The sequence below is a fragment of the Micromonospora sp. NPDC049047 genome, assembly GCF_040649135.1.
Lineage (GTDB): Bacteria > Actinomycetota > Actinomycetes > Mycobacteriales > Micromonosporaceae > Micromonospora.
The window spans coordinates 42,290-59,422 of record NZ_JBEZEY010000029.1; the positions used below are offsets into that span (position 1 = coordinate 42,290).

General features: G+C 71.8%; 14 protein-coding genes. 6 read left to right on the top strand and 8 right to left on the bottom strand.

Translation table 11 applies throughout. The annotated features are described in order from the left end of the window. Positions 1-9: 9 nt before the first annotated feature. The 4 genes from AB0B86_RS30555 to ettA all read right to left on the bottom strand — a co-directional run bounded on the left by AB0B86_RS30555 (position 10) and on the right by ettA (position 3,593). On the bottom strand, positions 10-594 hold the full coding sequence (locus AB0B86_RS30555) for a YbjN domain-containing protein (protein ID WP_357406881.1): 585 nt from the start codon (positions 592-594) through the stop codon (positions 10-12). Positions 595-726: 132 nt separating this feature from the next. Beyond that, positions 727-1,461, bottom strand: a complete 735-nt coding sequence (locus AB0B86_RS30560; RefSeq protein ID WP_357406883.1) for a hypothetical protein — start codon at positions 1,459-1,461, stop codon at positions 727-729. Continuing rightward, positions 1,458-1,904: a thioesterase family protein gene (locus AB0B86_RS30565; RefSeq protein WP_357406885.1), complete on the bottom strand. Its 447-nt coding sequence runs from the start codon at positions 1,902-1,904 to the stop codon at positions 1,458-1,460. The genes AB0B86_RS30560 and AB0B86_RS30565 overlap by 4 nt, the downstream gene beginning before the upstream one ends. A gap of 12 nt (positions 1,905-1,916) precedes the next feature. After that, positions 1,917-3,593 (bottom strand): energy-dependent translational throttle protein EttA, encoded by a 1,677-nt coding sequence (gene ettA, locus AB0B86_RS30570; protein ID WP_357406887.1) that lies wholly within the window; start codon positions 3,591-3,593, stop codon positions 1,917-1,919. A 211-nt stretch (positions 3,594-3,804) separates the two neighbouring features. Here ettA and AB0B86_RS30575 point away from each other — a divergent pair, with 211 nt between their 5' ends. The 4 genes from AB0B86_RS30575 to otsB all read left to right on the top strand — a co-directional run bounded on the left by AB0B86_RS30575 (position 3,805) and on the right by otsB (position 8,621). Beyond that, complete coding sequence (locus AB0B86_RS30575; RefSeq protein WP_357406889.1) at positions 3,805-4,089, top strand: hypothetical protein; 285 nt, start codon at positions 3,805-3,807, stop codon at positions 4,087-4,089. Continuing rightward, complete coding sequence (locus AB0B86_RS30580) at positions 4,082-4,471, top strand: hypothetical protein (protein WP_357406891.1); 390 nt, start codon at positions 4,082-4,084, stop codon at positions 4,469-4,471. Before AB0B86_RS30575 ends, AB0B86_RS30580 begins: the two co-directional genes overlap by 8 nt. Before the next feature lie 143 nt (positions 4,472-4,614). Continuing rightward, positions 4,615-6,015, top strand: coding sequence for a trehalose-6-phosphate synthase (locus AB0B86_RS30585; protein WP_030488230.1), 1,401 nt, complete (start codon positions 4,615-4,617; stop codon positions 6,013-6,015). A 26-nt stretch (positions 6,016-6,041) separates the two neighbouring features. Then, positions 6,042-8,621: a trehalose-phosphatase gene (otsB, locus tag AB0B86_RS30590; RefSeq protein ID WP_357407101.1), complete on the top strand. Its 2,580-nt coding sequence runs from the start codon at positions 6,042-6,044 to the stop codon at positions 8,619-8,621. Positions 8,622-8,832: 211 nt separating this feature from the next. On the opposite strand, the gene cobA is transcribed toward otsB, so the two are convergent. From cobA to cobC, 3 genes are read right to left on the bottom strand one after another with little or no spacing between them, the layout of a single operon-like run. Continuing rightward, complete coding sequence (gene cobA / locus AB0B86_RS30595; protein WP_357406893.1) at positions 8,833-10,137, bottom strand: uroporphyrinogen-III C-methyltransferase; 1,305 nt, start codon at positions 10,135-10,137, stop codon at positions 8,833-8,835. A gap of 40 nt (positions 10,138-10,177) precedes the next feature. Then, the gene (locus AB0B86_RS30600; protein ID WP_357420295.1) at positions 10,178-11,311 is read right to left on the bottom strand and encodes a nicotinate-nucleotide--dimethylbenzimidazole phosphoribosyltransferase; all 1,134 of its coding nucleotides are present in this window, start codon (positions 11,309-11,311) and stop codon (positions 10,178-10,180) included. Next, a complete protein-coding gene (gene cobC, locus AB0B86_RS30605; protein WP_357420287.1) occupies positions 11,311-12,378 on the bottom strand; it encodes an Rv2231c family pyridoxal phosphate-dependent protein CobC in 1,068 nt (355 codons plus the stop codon). Before cobC ends, AB0B86_RS30600 begins: the two co-directional genes overlap by 1 nt. Positions 12,379-12,499: 121 nt before the next feature. On the opposite strand from cobC, the gene AB0B86_RS30610 reads away from it, so the two are divergent. After that, positions 12,500-14,629: a transglycosylase domain-containing protein gene (locus AB0B86_RS30610; protein ID WP_357406897.1), complete on the top strand. Its 2,130-nt coding sequence runs from the start codon at positions 12,500-12,502 to the stop codon at positions 14,627-14,629. Positions 14,630-14,659: 30 nt separating this feature from the next. On the opposite strand, the gene AB0B86_RS30615 is transcribed toward AB0B86_RS30610, so the two are convergent. Further along, positions 14,660-16,060 carry a cobyrinate a,c-diamide synthase gene (locus tag AB0B86_RS30615; RefSeq protein ID WP_357420288.1) on the bottom strand — a complete coding sequence of 467 codons (1,401 nt, stop codon included), beginning with the start codon at positions 16,058-16,060 and terminating at the stop codon, positions 14,660-14,662. Positions 16,061-16,231: 171 nt separating this feature from the next. On the opposite strand from AB0B86_RS30615, the gene AB0B86_RS30620 reads away from it, so the two are divergent. Beyond that, on the top strand, positions 16,232-17,053 hold the full coding sequence (locus AB0B86_RS30620) for an SURF1 family protein (RefSeq protein ID WP_357406901.1): 822 nt from the start codon (positions 16,232-16,234) through the stop codon (positions 17,051-17,053). Positions 17,054-17,133 lie beyond the last annotated feature (80 nt).

Genomic DNA, 17,133 nt, shown 5'->3' on the forward strand with positions numbered 1-17,133 from the left:
GGGGCAGCCTCAGAGCAGCGCGCCCTCGTCGTGCAGCCAGTCCACGAAGCTGGTGGCCACCGCCGCGCCGCAGTCGAGCATCTCGACGAGCAACGCGTCGTGGGTGCCGGCGCCGAGCGGCACCTGAAGCTCGGCGTAGATCGGCAACTGCCCGCGCTCCGTCGGGTCGCCGATGTACGCCTTGCAGAACCGCCGGGTGTGGTTCCACTCGTTGACCACCCGATAGGCCCGGTCGGCCCAGTCCGGTGGGACCGTGGCGTGCGGGCGGGCCCGCATGACCAGGATCTCGTCCTCTGGCCCTTCGAGGGTGACAAGCACCGCGTGCCGCTCCCACATGGCCAGCAGGTTGCCGTCGCCGTCGGCCAGATAGCGCACGTCGAGCAGGTCGAGTGCGTCGCAGACGCGGCGCAGACTCACCGGCTCGACAGTGGCCAGCATCTCGGGTAACACCGGTCGTTCGCTGGCCGGGCAGTCGTCTCCCGGCTGGCGAGGGTTGGGCGGTCCGACCCGGACCGCGCTCTCCACTGTGATCCCGCTTCGGGTTTCCGGATCGCCGCCGTCGGCGGGACCGGGGCGCCATGACCACCACGGCATCGCTCGTCGCACCTCACTCCCCAGCGGATCCAGACGCCTACGGTGCGTTGGATCCGAGCATGGACGGTACCCGGACAGCCGAGTTGAGGCACCCCCCCAACGACCGCACCAGCCCAGAAGAATGAGCAGGGGTCAGCCGTTCGGAGGACTACCGAGGGGTCTCACCGCAAGATCCGTGGCGGTCTGCGACCACGCCGCTCCGTATGGTCCCACCAGGCCGACCCAACGCCCGGCCACCCGCACCTGAGCGGTCGCCTCGCCGGGGCCGCCGGTCGGGCCGTCGGCGGCACCGAGGAAGCCCATCCGGACCACCCCCTGCACCAGCCGCTGCGACACCTCGACCGGCGGGGCGGGCGGCCCGTCCGGCGTGACAAGCACCGCCACGTGATCGAGCAGCGCGTCCCGCAGCGCCCGCTGGCCCACCGCGCGCCCGGCCACGCCCTGCTCGCTCGCCGTGCGCAGGGTGCCCGCCGCCGCGTCCGCGATCCGCCGCAGCTCGCCGACGGGCAGCGCCTCCACCATCCGGCTACGCGCCGGAGGCAGCGGCCAACGCCACTGCGCGTCCCGGCGGACCGGCCGGGCCGTACCACCGCGTTCCAGTTCGGCGAGCAACTCCGCGGCCGCCACCGTGACGTCCTCGGCGGCGCCGTCGGCTGGCCCACCGGCCACCGTCCGGACCACCAGGACCTGCCAGGGCAGGCGGGCCCAGAGGGCGATCCGACCGGGCCCACCGGCCGACCGCAACCGGACCGGTGCGGCCGGATCCAACCGGACCAGCCGGGCCAGGAAGGCACCCGCGTCGGCCACCCCGGCCACACCGTGTGTCGGGGTGGACGCCGTCGCCCCTCCCGGGCCCGGCCGGGTCATGCCAGGCCGCCCTGCGGCGCGTAGGTGAGCAGGAAATCCCGCTCCTCGGTGGTGATCCGCCGGGGCACCTGGGAGGTCAGGTCGAACGGCACCAGCACCGAACGGGCCCGACTGGCCAGCACCTCGCCGTCGTACAGCTCGTAGGCGACGGTGAACGAGGCAGCCCGGATCTCCTCCACCCACAGCTCGATCCGGACGGTGGGCGCGGCCTCCGCGGTGGCCCGACCCAGCGCGTAGTCGACCGGGCGCAGGTAGTCGACCTCGTGCCGGCGGATGACCACCCCGTCGGCGAACGAGCCGACCCCCCAGGCCCGCCCGCCGGCGAACATCAACGCCACCCGCGCCTCCTCGTACAGGGTGAGGAAGCGCGAGTTGTTGACGTGCCCGTACGCGTCCAGGTCGGACCAGCGCAGCGTGCAGTGGTAGACGAACCGGTCAGACACCGTCTGCGCCGGTCAGTCGCGGGTCAGCTTGCGGTAGGTCACCCGGTGCGGCCGGGCAGCCTCCGCGCCGAGGCGGTCGATCTTGTTCTTCTCGTACGCCTCGAAGTTGCCCTCGAACCAGAACCACCTGGACGGGTCCTGGTCGTCGCCCTCCCAGGCCAGGATGTGCGTGGCGACCCGGTCCAGGAACATCCGGTCGTGCGAGATGACCACGGCGCAGCCGGGGAACTCCAGCAGGGCGTTCTCCAGGCTGGACAGCGTCTCCACGTCCAGGTCGTTCGTCGGCTCGTCGAGCAGGATGACGTTGCCGCCGATCTTCAGGGTCAACGCCAGGTTCAGCCGGTTGCGCTCACCACCGGAGAGCACCTTCGTCGGCTTCTGCTGGTCCGGGCCCTTGAAGCCGAACGCGGCGATGTACGCCCGCGACGGCATCTCGACCTTGCCGACCATCAGGTAGTCAAGCCCGTCGGAGACGACCTCCCAGACGGTCTTGTCACCGTTGAGGCCCTCGCGGTTCTGGTCGACGTACGACAGCGAGACCGTCTCACCGACCCGGACCGACCCGCTGGTCGGCTCCTCCAGCCCGACGATGGTCTTGAACAGCGTGGTCTTGCCGACGCCGTTGGGGCCGATGATGCCGACGATGCCGTTGCGGGGCAGCGAGAACGACAGGTTGTCGATGAGCAGCCGGTCGCCGAACCCCTTGCTGAGGTTGTTCGCCTCGATCACCGTGCTGCCCAGGCGCGGGCCCGGCGGAATCTGGATCTCCTCGAAGTCGAGCTTGCGGGTCTTCTCCGCCTCGGTGGCCATCTCGTCGTACCGGTCCAGGCGGGCCTTGGACTTGGTCTGCCGGGCCTTGGCGTTGGAGCGGACCCACTCCAGCTCCTCGGTGAGGCGCTTCTTCATCTTGGCGTCGCGGCGGCCCTCGACGGCCAGTCGGGCGGCCTTCTTCTCCAGGTAGGTGGAGTAGTTGCCCTCGTACGGGTAGGTCCGGCCACGGTCCAGTTCGAGGATCCAGTTGGCCACGTTGTCGAGGAAGTACCGGTCGTGGGTGATCGCCATGACGGTGCCGGCGTACTTGGCCAGGTGCTGCTCCAGCCAGGAGACGCTCTCCGCGTCCAGGTGGTTGGTGGGCTCGTCGAGCAGCAGCAGGTCGGGCGCCTCCAGCAGCAGCTTGCAGAGCGCGACCCGGCGACGCTCACCACCGGAGAGCTGGGTCACGTCGGCGTCCGGCGGCGGGCAGCGCAGCGCGTCCATTGCCAGTTCGAGCTTGGAGTCGACGTCCCAGGCGTCGAGGTGGTCCAGCTCCTCCTGGAGCTTGCCCATCTCCTCCATCAGCTCGTCGGAGTAGTCGGTGGCCATCTGCTCGGCGATCTTGTTGAACCGCTCCAGCTTGGCTTTGGTCTCGGCGACCGCCTCCTCGACGTTGCCGAGCACGGTCTTGGCCTCGTTGAGCGGGGGCTCCTGGGCGAGCATGCCGACGGTGTAGCCGGGCATGAGCCGGGCCTCGCCGTTGCTCGGCTTGTCCAGGCCTGCCATGATCTTGAGAAGGCTCGACTTACCGGCGCCGTTCGGACCGAGCACACCGATCTTGGCCCCCGGCAGGAAGCTCAACGTCACGTTGTCGAGCACGACCTTGTCGCCGTGCGCCTTGCGGGCCTTTTCCAGGACGTAGATGTACTGGGCCACGGTGCGGGCTACCTCCGTCGGTTGCTGTCGCTGATCGGCGGCACGGGCGCGGGCTGTGAGGACCGCCCACCGCCGCCGGCCGGGAGCCGGCCGCGCGCACGCCATCGTCAATCCTGACAGGTACGGCGCGCTTCGCCCACATCACCCCACCCCAGGAGTACGCGGGCGAGCCTCCTTGCCGAGCATGGTATTACTCGCTAGCGTCCTTGGTATGACCAAGAAGATCGCCATCAGCGTGCCGGATGACGTGGCAGAGCGGCTGGCCGCCGAGCCCAACGTGTCCGCCTTCGTGACGGAGAGCATCCGCCAACGAATGGCCGGTGAGCGAACACGGCGGACCCTGGAGCAGCTCGGCTTCAAAATCACCGACGAAGGGCTCGCGGAGGCCGGGCGCAAGTTGGATCAGGCGCGCCAGGCGATAACTCCCGAGTTGCGCGCCAAGGCCGCCGCGCTGCTGAACGAGGCGTCGCGGGGACGGATGCAGGTCTGTGACTGACGCGGGACTCGTACTCGACACGACCGCACTGTTGGCCTACTCCGAAGGAGAACCGGCTGTTGGCGTCCAGATCGCCAAGGTTGCCTACCGCCGGGAGTCCGTGATCATTCCGGCCATGTGCCTGACAGCCGCGTATCGCCGGGTGTCTAGCGACGGCTGGCCGCTGCTTGACATCGTCTCCGATCTCGAAGCCGTACTTGTCACGCCGGTCGATCACAACATGTGCCCCATCCTGGGGGGCTGGTCCCGCCTCCTGGGCAGCATCGACCTCGCCCAGGTTGCGATCGAAGCGGCAGCCCGAGCGGTCGTTCCGATCATGACGGATCGGCGGGAGCTGCTCGGCGAGGTACTGCCGAAGGAATGGCCGATCATCGACCTCTGAGGCACTGGCTGTCGACAAGATCACCTCCCGGATTTTGAGGAGCACGAGGCGGGTAGGAGACTCCGGCACTAGGCACAAGACGCCGCAGCTACGCTCAGTACGCTGATCGCGGTGGACCCGTCAGTACCCGGAGGTGGCCGATCGTGACCGTCCGTAGCTCCTTTGTCGTAGTGGCGAACCGTCTGCCGGTCGACGAGGTGAGCACCCCCGAGGGCCGGCAGTGGCGACGCAGCCCTGGCGGGCTGGTCACCGCGTTGCACCCAGTGCTCGCCGAACACCAGGGCACGTGGGTCGGCTGGGCCGGTGGCACCGGTGCCGCCCCCGAGCCGTTCGACCTGGAGGGGATCCGGCTGCACCCGGTCCCGCTGAGCGCTGAGGAGTTGGAGCGCTACTACGAGGGCCAGTCCAACGCGACGATCTGGCCGCTCTACCACGACGCGGTCGAGACGCCCGCCTACAAGCGCCGCTGGCGGGAGGCGTACCGCCTGGTCAACGCCCGGTTCGCGGAGGCCGCCGCCGACGTCGCGGCCGAGGGTGCGACGGTCTGGGTGCAGGATTACCAGCTTCAGCTGGTCCCCGCGATGCTCCGTGAGCTGCGCCCGGACCTACGGATCGGGTTCTTCCTGCACATCCCGTTCCCGCCGATCGAGCTGTTCATGCAGATGCCGTTCCGCACCGAGATCCTGCGCGGTCTACTCGGTGCCGACCTGGTCGGCTTCCAGCAGCGGCTGGCCGCGCAGAACTTCGTCCGGCTGGCCCGGCACCTGCTCGGACTGCGCTACGAAGGGCAGATGATCCAGGTCGACGGTCGGCAGGTGAAGGCGGGCGCCTTCCCCATCTCGATCGACACCCAGGAGATGGAGCGGATGGCCGCCGACCCGGCGATCCAGGCTCGGGCCAAGCAGATCCGTGCCGAGTTGGGCGACCCGAAGACGATAATCCTGGGCGTGGACCGGTTGGATTACACAAAGGGCATCGAGTTGCGACTCAAGGCCTTCCGGGAGTTGCTTGCTGACGGAAAGTTGACAGTTCCCGACGCGGTTATGGTGCAGGTGGCCACACCCAGCCGCGAGCGGGTCGAGCACTACCAGGCACTTCGAGTCAAGGTCGAACGTGAGGTTGGCCGGATTAATGGTGAATTCGGCCGGGTCGGCGTGCCGGCCGTGCATTACCTGCATCAGTCGTACAGTCGCAGTGAACTGGCCGCGATGTACGTTGCCGCCGACGTGATGATGGTGACACCGCTACGCGACGGCATGAACCTGGTAGCCAAGGAGTACGTGGCGTCCCGCGCCGATCAGGGTGGCGCGCTCGTGCTCAGTGAGTTCGCCGGCGCCGCAACGGAGCTGCGCCAGGCCTTTCTATGTAACCCGCACGACCCGGACGCGGTAAAGGATGCCCTGCTCCGGGCCGTGCACGTGGAGAAAACCGAGGCACGCCGCCGGATGCGGACAATGCAACGTCACCTGCGTACCCACGACGTGGGCCACTGGGCCAAGTCTTTCCTCTCCGAACTCGGAGTCCCCGAGGCGGAGGCCGAGTGAACACGACAGTCAATGATGGGGCGGCCATGGCCACCGGGGTGATGGACCCCGAGCTGCGCGCCGCCATCGGCCGGATCGCCCGGGTCCCCCAACTCCTGGTCGCCTGCGACTACGACGGCACACTGGCGCCGATCGTGGAGGATCCCAGCACAGCCGTCCCGCTGCCCGAGTCGGTGGCCGCGGTCCGCGCGCTCGCCGCGCTGCCGCAGACCACAGTGGCTGTCGTCTCCGGCCGGGCGCTGCGCGACCTGGCCGCGCTGTCCCGACTGCCCAGCGAGGTGCACCTCGTCGGCAGCCACGGCTCCGAGTTCGACATCGGTTTCGTCGAGCGACTCTCGCCCGAGCTGGTCGCGGTGCGCCAGCGGGTGCGCAACGCGCTGCGCGAGATCGCCGCCAACCACCAGGGCATCCGGCTGGAACGCAAGCCGGCCAGCGTCGCCATGCACACCCGAGGGGTCGACCCGCAGGTCGCCGCCGCCGCCATCGAGGCGGTCCGCAACGGCCCGGCGACCTTCGACGGCGTCACGGTGACCCAGGGCAAGGAGGTCATCGAGCTCTCCGTCGTGGCCACCCACAAGGGCACCGCACTCGACCAGCTGCGGACCCAGCTCGCCTCCAGCGCGGTGCTGTTCATCGGCGACGACATCACCGACGAGAACGGGTTCGCGCACCTGCACGGCCCCGACCTCGGCATCAAGATCGGCCCCGGGGACACCCAGGCCGGTTTCCGGGTCGCCGACCCGCTGGAGGCCGCCCGCGCGCTGGCGCTGCTGCTGGAGACCCGTCGACACTGGCTGTTCGGTGAGCGGGCGGTGCCGATCGAGCGCCACTCCATGCTGGCCAACGGCCGTACCGTCGCGCTGCTCACCCCCGAGGCCAAGGTGAGCTGGCTCTGCCACCCCAAGCCGGACTCGGCGGCGATCTTCGCCGACCTGGTGGGTGGCAGCCCGGCCGGTCACTTCAGCGTCGCCCCGGAACGCGGCGGCATCCCGCTGGGCCAGCGCTACCGCTCCGGCACGATGACAGTGGAGACCCGGTGGTCCGGGCTCACCGTCACCGACTGGCTGGACAAGCCGGCCCGGGAGACCACTCCGGACGACAGCCCCGCGGTCATCACCGGCGACTCGACCCTGATCCGGGTGCTCACCGGCAGCGGCAAGGCCCGGGTGGAGTTCGCGCCGAGGCCCGAGTTCGGGCAGGTCGCCGTGCAGTTGCAGCCACTCGGCGACGGCCTGCTGGTGCTCGGCTCCAACGAACCGGTGGCGCTCTACGCCCCCGGCGTGCAGTGGGAGGTCGGCAACGACGGCGGGTACGAGACCGCCAAGGCGATCGTCGACCTGTCCGCCGCCGGTGGACAGGTAGTGCTTGAGCTGCGCTTCGGCACGCACAGCCTGGAGCACCACCGGGTGCCGATCCACGAGCGGCAGGCCGCCGCCGAACAGCCGTGGAAGGACTGGGTGGCCTCGCTGCGGCTGCCGTCCACCGCCCGTGACCTGGTCGCGCGCAGCGCCCTCACCCTGCGCGGGCTCTGTCACGAGGCCACCGGCTCGATCCTGGCCGCGGCGACCACCTCGCTCCCCGAGGAGCTGGGTGGCGTCCGCAACTGGGACTACCGCTACTGCTGGCTGCGCGACGCCGCGCTGACCGCCCGCGCACTTGTCGACCTCGGCTCCGTCGAGGAGGCCGAGGCGCTGCTGCGCTGGGTGGACGGCTGCATCGAGCGCACCGGCGGGCACCCGGAACGGCTGCACCCGCTCTACACCATCGACGGGTACGAGCTGGGCGCCGAAGCGGTGATCGACACGCTGCCCGGGTACGCCGGCTCCCGGCCGGTCCGGGTCGGCAACCTCGCCAACCACCAGCTCCAGCTCGACGTGTTCGGTCCGATCGCCGACCTGATCGCGGCCGTCGCCGACGCCCGCGGTTCGGTTCGCGAGGACGAGTGGCGGGTTCTGGAAAACATGGTCGAGGCGGTCCGCCGCCGTTGGCACGAGCCCGACCACGGCATCTGGGAGGCCCGGCTGCCACCCCGGCACCACGTCTTCTCCAAGGTGATGTGCTGGATGACAGTCGACCGGGCGCTGCACGTGATGCGCGAGCACGGCGGCGAGGACCGGCCGGAGTGGAAGGACCTGCGCGACCGGATCGGCGCCAACGTCCTGGAGCAGGGCTGGCACTCCGACGTCGAGGCGTACAGCGTCGCGTACGGGGACGAGGACATGGACGCCTCGTCACTCTGGATCGGGCTGTCCGGCCTGCTCCCGGGTGACGACCCGCGCTTCCTGTCCACAGTCCTGCGCATCGAGGCCGACCTGCGCAGCGGTCCGGTCGTCTACCGCTACCACTGGGACGACGGCCTGCCCGGCCGCGAGGGCGGCTTCCACATCTGCACGGCGTGGCTGATCGAGGCGTACCTGCGCACCGGCCGCCGCACCGACGCCGAGGAGCTGTTCGCCCAGATGGTGCTCACCGCCGGCCCGACCGGGCTGCTCCCCGAGCAGTACGACCCGCTCGCCGAGCGCGGGCTGGGCAACCACCCGCAGGCGTACAGCCACCTGGGTCTGATCCGCTGTGCCCTCCTGCTCGACAACATGCTCAAGCAGTAATCGGGCAACGAACCACGACGGGCCGGAGCAGGCTGCTCCGGCCCGTCCTCCGTGCCAGCCCCCCTCCCCGGTCGATCATGGACTTGTGGTGCCCGTTGTGCGGATGATCGCGGCATTTGTCCACCACCACAACTCCATGATCGACCCGGGGGGTGCGGCGGACCACGGGCACCCGCTCGACAGGGCTGGGGCCTCGCCGCGCTCCGTCGCCTCAGCCGTCGAGCGCCTCCACCACGTCGCCCACCACGACGACTGCGGGCGGGCGCAGGTCGGCGGCGAGCAGGTCGGTGGCCACCGCGCCGAGCGTGGACCGCAGCACCCGCTGGGTGCCCGTGGTGGCCTCCTGAACGACGGCGGCCGGCGTCTGCGGTGACCGACCGTGGGCGATCAGGGTGGCCGTGATGGCGGCGAGGTTCTTGAGCCCCATCAGGATCACCAGGGTGCCGTGCAGGCCGGCGAGGGCGTCCCAGCGCACCAGTGAGGCCGGAGCGTCGGGTGCCAGGTGCCCGGAGACCACAGTGAACTCGTGCGCCACCCCCCGATGGGTGACCGGGATGCCAGCGGCGGCCGGCGCGGCGATGGAGCTGGTCACCCCGGGCACCACTGTCACCGGAACGCCGGCCGACGCGCAGGCCAGCAACTCCTCGCCGCCGCGGCCGAAGACGTACGGATCACCGCCCTTGAGCCGTACCACGAAGGCACCGGCCAGGGCCCTGTCGACCAGGATCTGGTTGATCTCCTCCTGGGCGCGGGACGGTCCATAGGGGATCTTCGAGGCGTCCACCAGCTCGACGTCCGGGCGCAGCTCGTCGAGGAGCAGCCCGGGCACCAGCCGGTCGGCGACCACCACGTCGGCCTCGGTGAGCAGCCGCCAACCCTTCACGGTGATCAGCTCCGGGTCACCCGGCCCCGCCCCGACAAGCGCCACCCGCCCGGCCCGCCGCCCACCGGCCGCACCGGCCGATCCGGCCGCGCCGGCCACACCGGCCGCACCGGCCGCGTCGGTCGTGCCGGTCGTGCCGGTCGACTGGCTCGGCGTCGGAGCGACTCCGTCCGGTGCCAGGCGGACCGCCAGGAGGTCGCGGATCGCGTCACGGACGGTCATCGCCCGGCGGGGGTCGCCGCCGCCGAGCACCGCCACGGTGACCGGGCCGTGCCGGGTCACCGCCGGGGTCCAGGCGGTGGCGGCCGTGCGGTCGTCGGCCCGGACGCAGAAGATCCGCCGCTCGGCGGCGACGGCGCTCACCGAGGCCGCCGCTATCGGGTCGTCGATCGCCACCTGGACCAGCCAGGCGCCGTCCAGGTCCTCGGGCAGGAACCGGCGCGGCACCCAGTGCAGCCGACCCGCGTCGACCCGGGCACGCAGTGCCGGGGTCAGCTCCGGGGAGACCAGCAGGACGTCCGCACCGGCGTCCAGCAGCGCGGGTACGCGCCGGGTGGCGACCGCGCCGCCGCCCACCACGACCACCCGCCGCCCGTGCAGCCGCAGACCGAGGGGGTACGGATTGGAGGTCACGCCGCACCACCGGGGCGGAGGGTTCGTTCGCCGCGTGTGGTCACTTCTCGGCCACCCCGGCGGAGTCGAACGTCGCCACCTCGTGCAGCACCCGGACCGCGCCGGTGACCACGGGCAACGCCAGCAGCGCGCCGGTGCCCTCGCCGAGGCGCAACCCCAGGTCGATGAGCGGGTCGAGGCCGAGGTGGCGCAGCGCCACAGTGGCACCGGGCTCGGCCGAGCGGTGGCCGGCGACCATGGCGCCTACCGCGTCCGGGGCGAACGCGGCGGCGGCGAGCGCGGCCGAGACCGCGATCACGCCGTCCAGCAGCACCGGTGTGCGGCGCGCCGCGGCCCCCAGGATCAGCCCGGCCAGGGCGGCGTGCTCCAGGCCACCGACGGCGGCCAGCACCCCCAGCGGGTCGGCCGGGTCGGGGGTGTGCCGGGCCAGCGCGGCCCGTACCACCGCCACCTTGTGCGCGTACGTCGGGTCGTCGACCCCGGTGCCCCGACCGGTGGCGTCAAGCGCGTCGACGCCGGTGAACGCGGCGATCAGCGCGGCGGCCGGGGTGGTGTTGCCGATACCCATGTCCCCGGTGAGCAGGATGCCCGCCCCGGCGTCGATCAACTCGTCGGCGATCCGGATGCCGGTCTGCACCGCCGCCAGCGTCTCGTCCCGGGTCAGCGCGGCGGTCACCGTGAGGTCCCGGGTGCCCCGACGGACGGACGCGACAACCAGCCGGGGCAAAGCCGGGTCGAGCACGGCCGGGTCGAGCACGGCCGCGTCGGCGACGGCCGGGTCGACGACGGCCGGGTCGACGACGGCCGGGTCGGCGGGCAGCGGGGTCGCCACGCCGACGTCGACAACTGTGACCGACGCGCCGGCCTGCCGGGCGAACGCGTTGACCACCGCTCCACCGGCCAGGAAGTTGCCGATCATCTGCGCGGTGACCTCCTGCGGCCAGGGGCTCACCCCCTGGGCGTGCACCCCGTGGTCACCGGCGAAGATCGCCACTGCGGCCGGCTCGGGCAGCGGTGGTGGGCAGGCTCCGGCCAGGCCGGCGAGGCGTACCGAAAGCTCCTCCAACGCACCCAGCGAGCCCGCCGGCTTGGTCAGCCGACCGTGCAGCTCGCGGGCGGCGGCCATGGCCGCTTCGTCCGCCGGGCGGATCGCCGCGATCGTGGTCTCCAGCATCATGCCTCCATGGTCTCGCGCAGCACGTCGATGAACGCGTCTGAGGTGTTTCGGTCGCGTACCGCCACCCGCAGCCAGTCCGGCCCGAGACCGGGGAAGGTGTCGCCCCGGCGGACCGCCCAGCCGCGCTCGCGCAGGGCGGCGCGGATCTCACTCGCGCCCGGCAGGTGCAGCAGGACGAACGCACTCGCGGGACGGCCGACGACGCGTACCCCGGGCAGGTTTTCCAGGCGGGCGACCAGGTGATCGCGGTCGGCGGCGAGATCGGCGGCGATGGCGCGCTCGGCCCGGACGGCGACGTCTGTGGCGCAGGCCGACGCGGCGGCGAGCGCGGGCGTGGAGACGGCCCAGAGCGGCTGGACGGCGGCCAGCCGGGCCAGCAGGTCCGCGGCGCCGAGCAGGTAGCCGATCCGCAGCCCGGCCAGGCCCCAGGTCTTCGTGAGGCTGCGCACCACGAGCAGCCCGGGCAGGTCGCCGCGTTCGGCAAGTGACTCCGGTTCGCCGGGGTGCCCGGCGGCCATTGTGGTGTCGGCGAACGCCTCGTCGACCACGAGCACCCGGCCGGGGCGGGCCAGCGCGGCCACCGTCCGCGCGGGGTGCAGCACCGACGTCGGGTTCGTGGGGTTGCCGATCATCACCAGGTCGGCGTCGGCGGGCACCCGGGACGGGTCGAGCCGGAAGTCGGCGGCGGCGTCGAGCAGCACCCGCTCGACCCGGTGCCCGGCGGCCCGCAGCGCGGCCTCCGGCTCGGTGAACTGGGGGTGCACCACCACCGGCCGGCGCACCCCGCGCAACGCCTGGGCGATCAGCACGAAGCCCTCGGCGGCGCCGGCGGTGAGCAGCACCTCGTTCGGGTGACGGTGGTGTCGGGCGGCGACCGCCGCCCGGGCCGGCGCCGGGTCCGGGTAGCGGGCCAGGTCGGTCAGGGTGGCCGCGACCGGTTCGGCCAGCCAGGCGGGCGGACGCGCCCGGCGGACGTTGACGGCGAGGTCGATCAGGCCGTCGCCGACCTCGACGTCACCGTGGTGCGCCAGGTCGGGCTCGATGGCGGCGATCGGCTCGGGCATGTTCGCGATCCTGCCGGGAAGGCGGCCGTTGGGACAGACGATCTCGGCGTAAGCCACGTCACCACTCGTCGGTTTATGAGTTCTTCTCAGGTACGAATCGGAAATGTCATAACTTGGCCATGTGAGTAACCGACCCCTTACTGCCGCTGGTCGACTCGTCCCTCTCCTGCGCGCCGGCCTGATCGCCGGCATCGTGATCGCCGCCGTCGCGTACCCACTCGTCGCCCTCACCGGGATCGGCGCGAAGGCCACCGCGCACGCCGTGGAGCAGAAGACCAAGATCCTGACCACCGCCCTGCCCGCCGAGACCTCGTACGTGTACGCGCCGGACGGCAAGACCGTGCTGACCATGTTCTACGAGGAGTACCGGCAGTACACGAAGCTGTCGGACATGTCGCCGAACATCCAGCAGGCGATCGTCGCCGCCGAGGACAACCGCTTCTACCAGCACCACGGCGTCGACCCGAAGGGCGTCGCCCGCGCCTTCGTGTCGAACGCCCGCTCCGGGGGCTCCCAGGGCGCGTCGACCCTGACCATGCAGTACGTCCGGATGGCCCTGCGGGACAGCGCGACCACCCCCAAGGAGGTGCAGGAGGCCACCCAGCAGACCAGCCTGCGCAAGGTCAAGGAGATGCGGATGGCGCTGGACCTGGAGAAGGAGCTGAGCAAGGAGCAGATCCTGGAGCGCTACCTCAACTCCGCGTACTTCGGGCACCGGGCGTACGGCATCTACGCGGCCAGCGAGATCTTCTTCTCCAAGACCCCGAAGGACCTCACCCCGGTCGAGGCCGCCACCCTCGCCGGGCTGGTGAAGTCCCCGTCGGAGTACGACCCGGCCGACTCCGACCAGAAGGAGGCCACCGGGCGGCGGGACTACGTGCTGGACCGGATGAGCCAGCTCGGGTACCTCTCCCCCGACTCGGCCGCCGCCGCCAAGTCCGAGCCGATCCGGCTGAAGCTGACCACCCCGCCACACGACTGTGCCGCGGTGACGGAGAAGTACAACAGCTGGGGCTTCGCCTGCGACTACCTGAAGAACTGGTGGAGCGCGCAGCCCGCCTTCGGCGCGACCCCGCTGGAACGGATGGACAAGCTGCGCCGGGGCGGCTACCGGATCGTGCTCAGCCTCGACCCGAAGATCCAGGCGGCGGCCGAAAAGAACGTCGGCAGCAAGGAGGCCACCGGCAGCCCGTTCGCCAACGGGATCGTGGTCTCCGAGCCGGGCACCGGCCGGGTGAAGGCGATGGCGGTGAACCGGACGTACTCACTCGACCTCAGCGAGAACCCGCCGAGTTCCAACCCCGAGGCCGGGCCGAAGGTGAAGGCCAACTACCCGAACACGGTGGCGCCGCTGCTCGGCGGCGGTGACCTGGCCGGCTACCAGGCCGGGTCGACGTTCAAGATGTTCCCGATGCTTGCCGCGCTGGACTCGGGGATGACGCTCTCCACCTCGTTCAACGCCCCCTACCGCTACAAGTCGGCAGTCTACGACGGTTGGGCGCCCTCCAACGCCAGCGCCGCCATGACCGGCCAGCAGACCATGTGGTCCGGCTTCGGCAAGTCGGTGAACACGTACTTCGTGTGGCTGGAGGAGAAGGTCGGCGCGGACCGGGCGGTCCGGTTGGCCGAGCAGCTCGGGCTGCGGTGGCGCACCGACGTCGACCGGGAACAGGCGTCCCCGACAAAGGTGAAGAAGTGGGGCGCGTTCACCCTGGGCGTCTCCGACGCCACGCCGCTGGAGATGGCGAACGCCTACGCCGCCATCGCCGCCGACGGCCGCTACTGCGAGGCGATCCCGGTGCAATCGATCATGAATCGGGACGGCACGCCCGCCACGTACGCCACCCCCGGTGGCATCCATCGTGAGGTGGCCAAGCCCCGCTGCCGGCAGGTGGTCAGCGCGGACGCCGCTCGGGCGGCCACCGACGCCGCCCGCTGCCCGACCGGAGACACCCCGGCGCGCGGTAGCTGCGGCGGCTGGTCCACCGCCGACAGCGTGCGGGGCACTGTCGGACGCCCGGTGGCCGGCAAGACCGGCACCACCGACAGCACCCGGTCCGCCTGGTTCGTCGGCTACACCCCGGAACTGGCAGCGGCGAGCTTCATCTCCGACCCGGACAACCCGTTCAACGCAGTGGGTGACGGGCAGTCCCAGATCCCGATCAAGGCGGTCTCGGAAACCCTCCGCGACGGGCTGAAGGGCACACCGACCCGCCAGTTCACCCCACCGTCGGACGCGATCGTCGGCTGACCCGGGCGGTGCGTACCGCCCTCCGCGGGATCAGACCGGCACCCCGCCGGACTCCGCGGGCACCGCCGCACTCGTCGGGTCGGCCGCCGCGGCGACCAACCGGGCCGCCGTGGCCGGATGACCGGCCCAGTGCAGGGTGAGCTGCGAGGCGTGCACGTTGCGCCAGACGAAACCCTCCGGCGTGCCGCCCTCCCAGCTCCACGCCGGGCGCTGACCAGCGCGCGGGGTGAGCACCGCACGGTGCGCCTTGTGGCCGACAAGCACCGTGCCGTGGGCGGCGACCACGCTGTCGGTCTGGGCGGTCGCCTCCCGGTAGCCCGCCACCAGGCCGTCCCGGCTGACCCCCACCGCGTCGAGGACCCCGCACATCGGCAGCCCGTCCAACTCGCGGGCCAACCAGAGCAGGCCGGCGCCCTCGGCGATCACCGGACGCCCGGTCCGCGCCAACTCGGCCACCGCTATGCAGAGCCGGCGGTTGGCCGACAACTGCTCGGCGTACGCCTCGGGCAACGCGCCCCCGACGACAAGCGCGCGGGTGCCGACCGGCAGTGCCTCGTCGCGCAGCGGGTCGACGGTCACGACCTCGGCGCCGGCGGCCCGCAGCAGCTCGGCGGTCTCCGGGTGGCTGAAGCTGCCGCCCGGCCCACCGGCAAGTGCCACGAGCGGGCGGTCCGCCGGGGCGGTGAACCCGCCGAGGGCCTCCTCGGCAGACCAGGCCGGAGCCGGCATCGGCGGGGCCGAGCGGGCCAGGCCGAGAAGTCGTTCCAGATCCACTGTGGCGGCGACGGCCTCACCCAACCGGCGAACAGCTCGGACGGCGTCGGCCGACCCGTCGACCACCGGCGCCACACCGTGCCGCCGCGACGGCAGCACCGCCGGCAGGTCGTGCCGACGCAGCGCACCGTAGACCGGCACCCCCACGTCGTCCAACGCCTCACGCAGCATGCCCTCGTGTCGCGAGGAGGCCAACCGGTTGAGGATCACCCCGCCGAGCCACAACTGCTCGTCGTACGAGCGGAAACCATGCACCAGGGCCGCCACCGACTGACCCATCGCTGCCACATCGACGACGAGCACCACCGGGCTGCGCAGCGCGGCTGCCGCGGCGGCGGTGGACTCCTGCTCGGGGCGGCCACCGACCGAGTCGTACAGCCCCATGCTGCCCTGCACCACGGCCAGCCCGGCTCCGGCCGCGCCGTGCGCCACCAGCGGGGCGAGCCGGTCGGTGCCGACCAGCCGGGGATCGATCACCCGACCCGGCCGGCCGGCGGCCAGCCCGAGGTACGCGGCGTCGACATGGTCCGGACCGAGTTTGAACCCGGCGACGTCGACCCCACGCTCAGCCAGGGCGGCGAGCAGCCCGATCGCCAGCGCGTTCTTACCGTGCCCGGAGGACGGCGCGCTGAGCACCAGGCGCGGCACGACGGTCATCATCGACTCCTCGCGAGCGGCGGCGGGTACGCGACGGGGACGACCGGGGCCGATCCGTCGGCGTGACGATACCCGGCCGGCTGCCGACGCGAGCACCGCCAACCGGGGCCGGCGGCCCGCTCCCGGCCCGGTCCAGGTCAGTGGCGCCGGTCATACGGGTAGCCTCGTGCTGTGTACCGGTTCCTGCTGAGCCCACGCTGGCTGGGCGCTCTCGCGCTCACCCTGGTCGCCGCCGCCGTGATGGTGTTCCTCGGCAACTGGCAGCTGGACCGCTACCGGGGGCGTACCGAGGTCAACGAGCGGATCGACGCGGGCCAGCGGATGGCCCCCACGCCGCTGGCCGACGCCCTGCGAGCCCCCACCGGCGGCGCGGGGACGGTCGGCCCGGCGCCGGCCGAGGAGAAGGTCTGGACCCGGGTCACCGTCACCGGCCGGTACGACCCGACGAACACCGTGCTGGTCCGGGGCCGGACGGTGGACAGCCGGGTCGGCTTCGAGGTGCTCACCCCGCTGGTGCTCGCGGACGGCACGGCGCTGCTCGTGGATCGGGGTTGGATCCCGCCGGCACCGGGTGGGGCGACCGCCCAGCCGGCGGTGCCCGCCGTGCCGACCGGCGACGTGACGGTGATCGGCCGGGTGCACGAGACCGAGAGCGGCGCGGGCGCTGTGGCGCGGCGCGACGGGCGGCTGGAGATTCGGCGGATTGGTGTGTCGCGCCTCGCCGGCGAGCTGCCCTACCCCGTCTACGGCGCCTACCTGCTGCTCGACGAGCAGACCCCGGCCGCCGATCCGGTGTTCAAGGCGGTGCCCGTGGGGCACGCCAACAACTGGCAGAACTTCGGCTACGTGGTGCAGTGGTGGCTGTTCGCGGTGATGTCCCTGTTCGGCTACGGCTGGGTGGCCCGCCGGGAGGCCCGCCGGGCCGCCGGGATCGGCGTCACCGCGGCCCCGCTGGACCGGGCCGCCGAACCGACGCCGAGCGCGAGCGCCTGACCGAGACCCGGGGTCGGCGTCCCAAACAGACACTCGGGGGCATGCGGGACGACAGGGCAGCCGGTAGCCTGCGCCACGTG

Bases quoted from the DNA above. Each gene is read 5' to 3' on its own strand.
- AB0B86_RS30555 (WP_357406881.1), bottom strand. From the start codon at position 594: ATGCCGTGGTGGTCATGGCGCCCCGGTCCCGCCGACGGCGGCGATCCG.
- AB0B86_RS30560 (WP_357406883.1), bottom strand. From the start codon at position 1,461: ATGACCCGGCCGGGCCCGGGAGGGGCGACGGCGTCCACCCCGACACAC.
- AB0B86_RS30575 (WP_357406889.1), top strand. From the start codon at position 3,805: ATGACCAAGAAGATCGCCATCAGCGTGCCGGATGACGTGGCAGAGCGG.
- otsB (WP_357407101.1), top strand. From the start codon at position 6,042: ATGGCCACCGGGGTGATGGACCCCGAGCTGCGCGCCGCCATCGGCCGG.
- AB0B86_RS30600 (WP_357420295.1), bottom strand. From the start codon at position 11,311: ATGCTGGAGACCACGATCGCGGCGATCCGCCCGGCGGACGAAGCGGCC.
- cobC (WP_357420287.1), bottom strand. From the start codon at position 12,378: ATGCCCGAGCCGATCGCCGCCATCGAGCCCGACCTGGCGCACCACGGT.
- AB0B86_RS30615 (WP_357420288.1), bottom strand. From the start codon at position 16,060: ATGACCGTCGTGCCGCGCCTGGTGCTCAGCGCGCCGTCCTCCGGGCAC.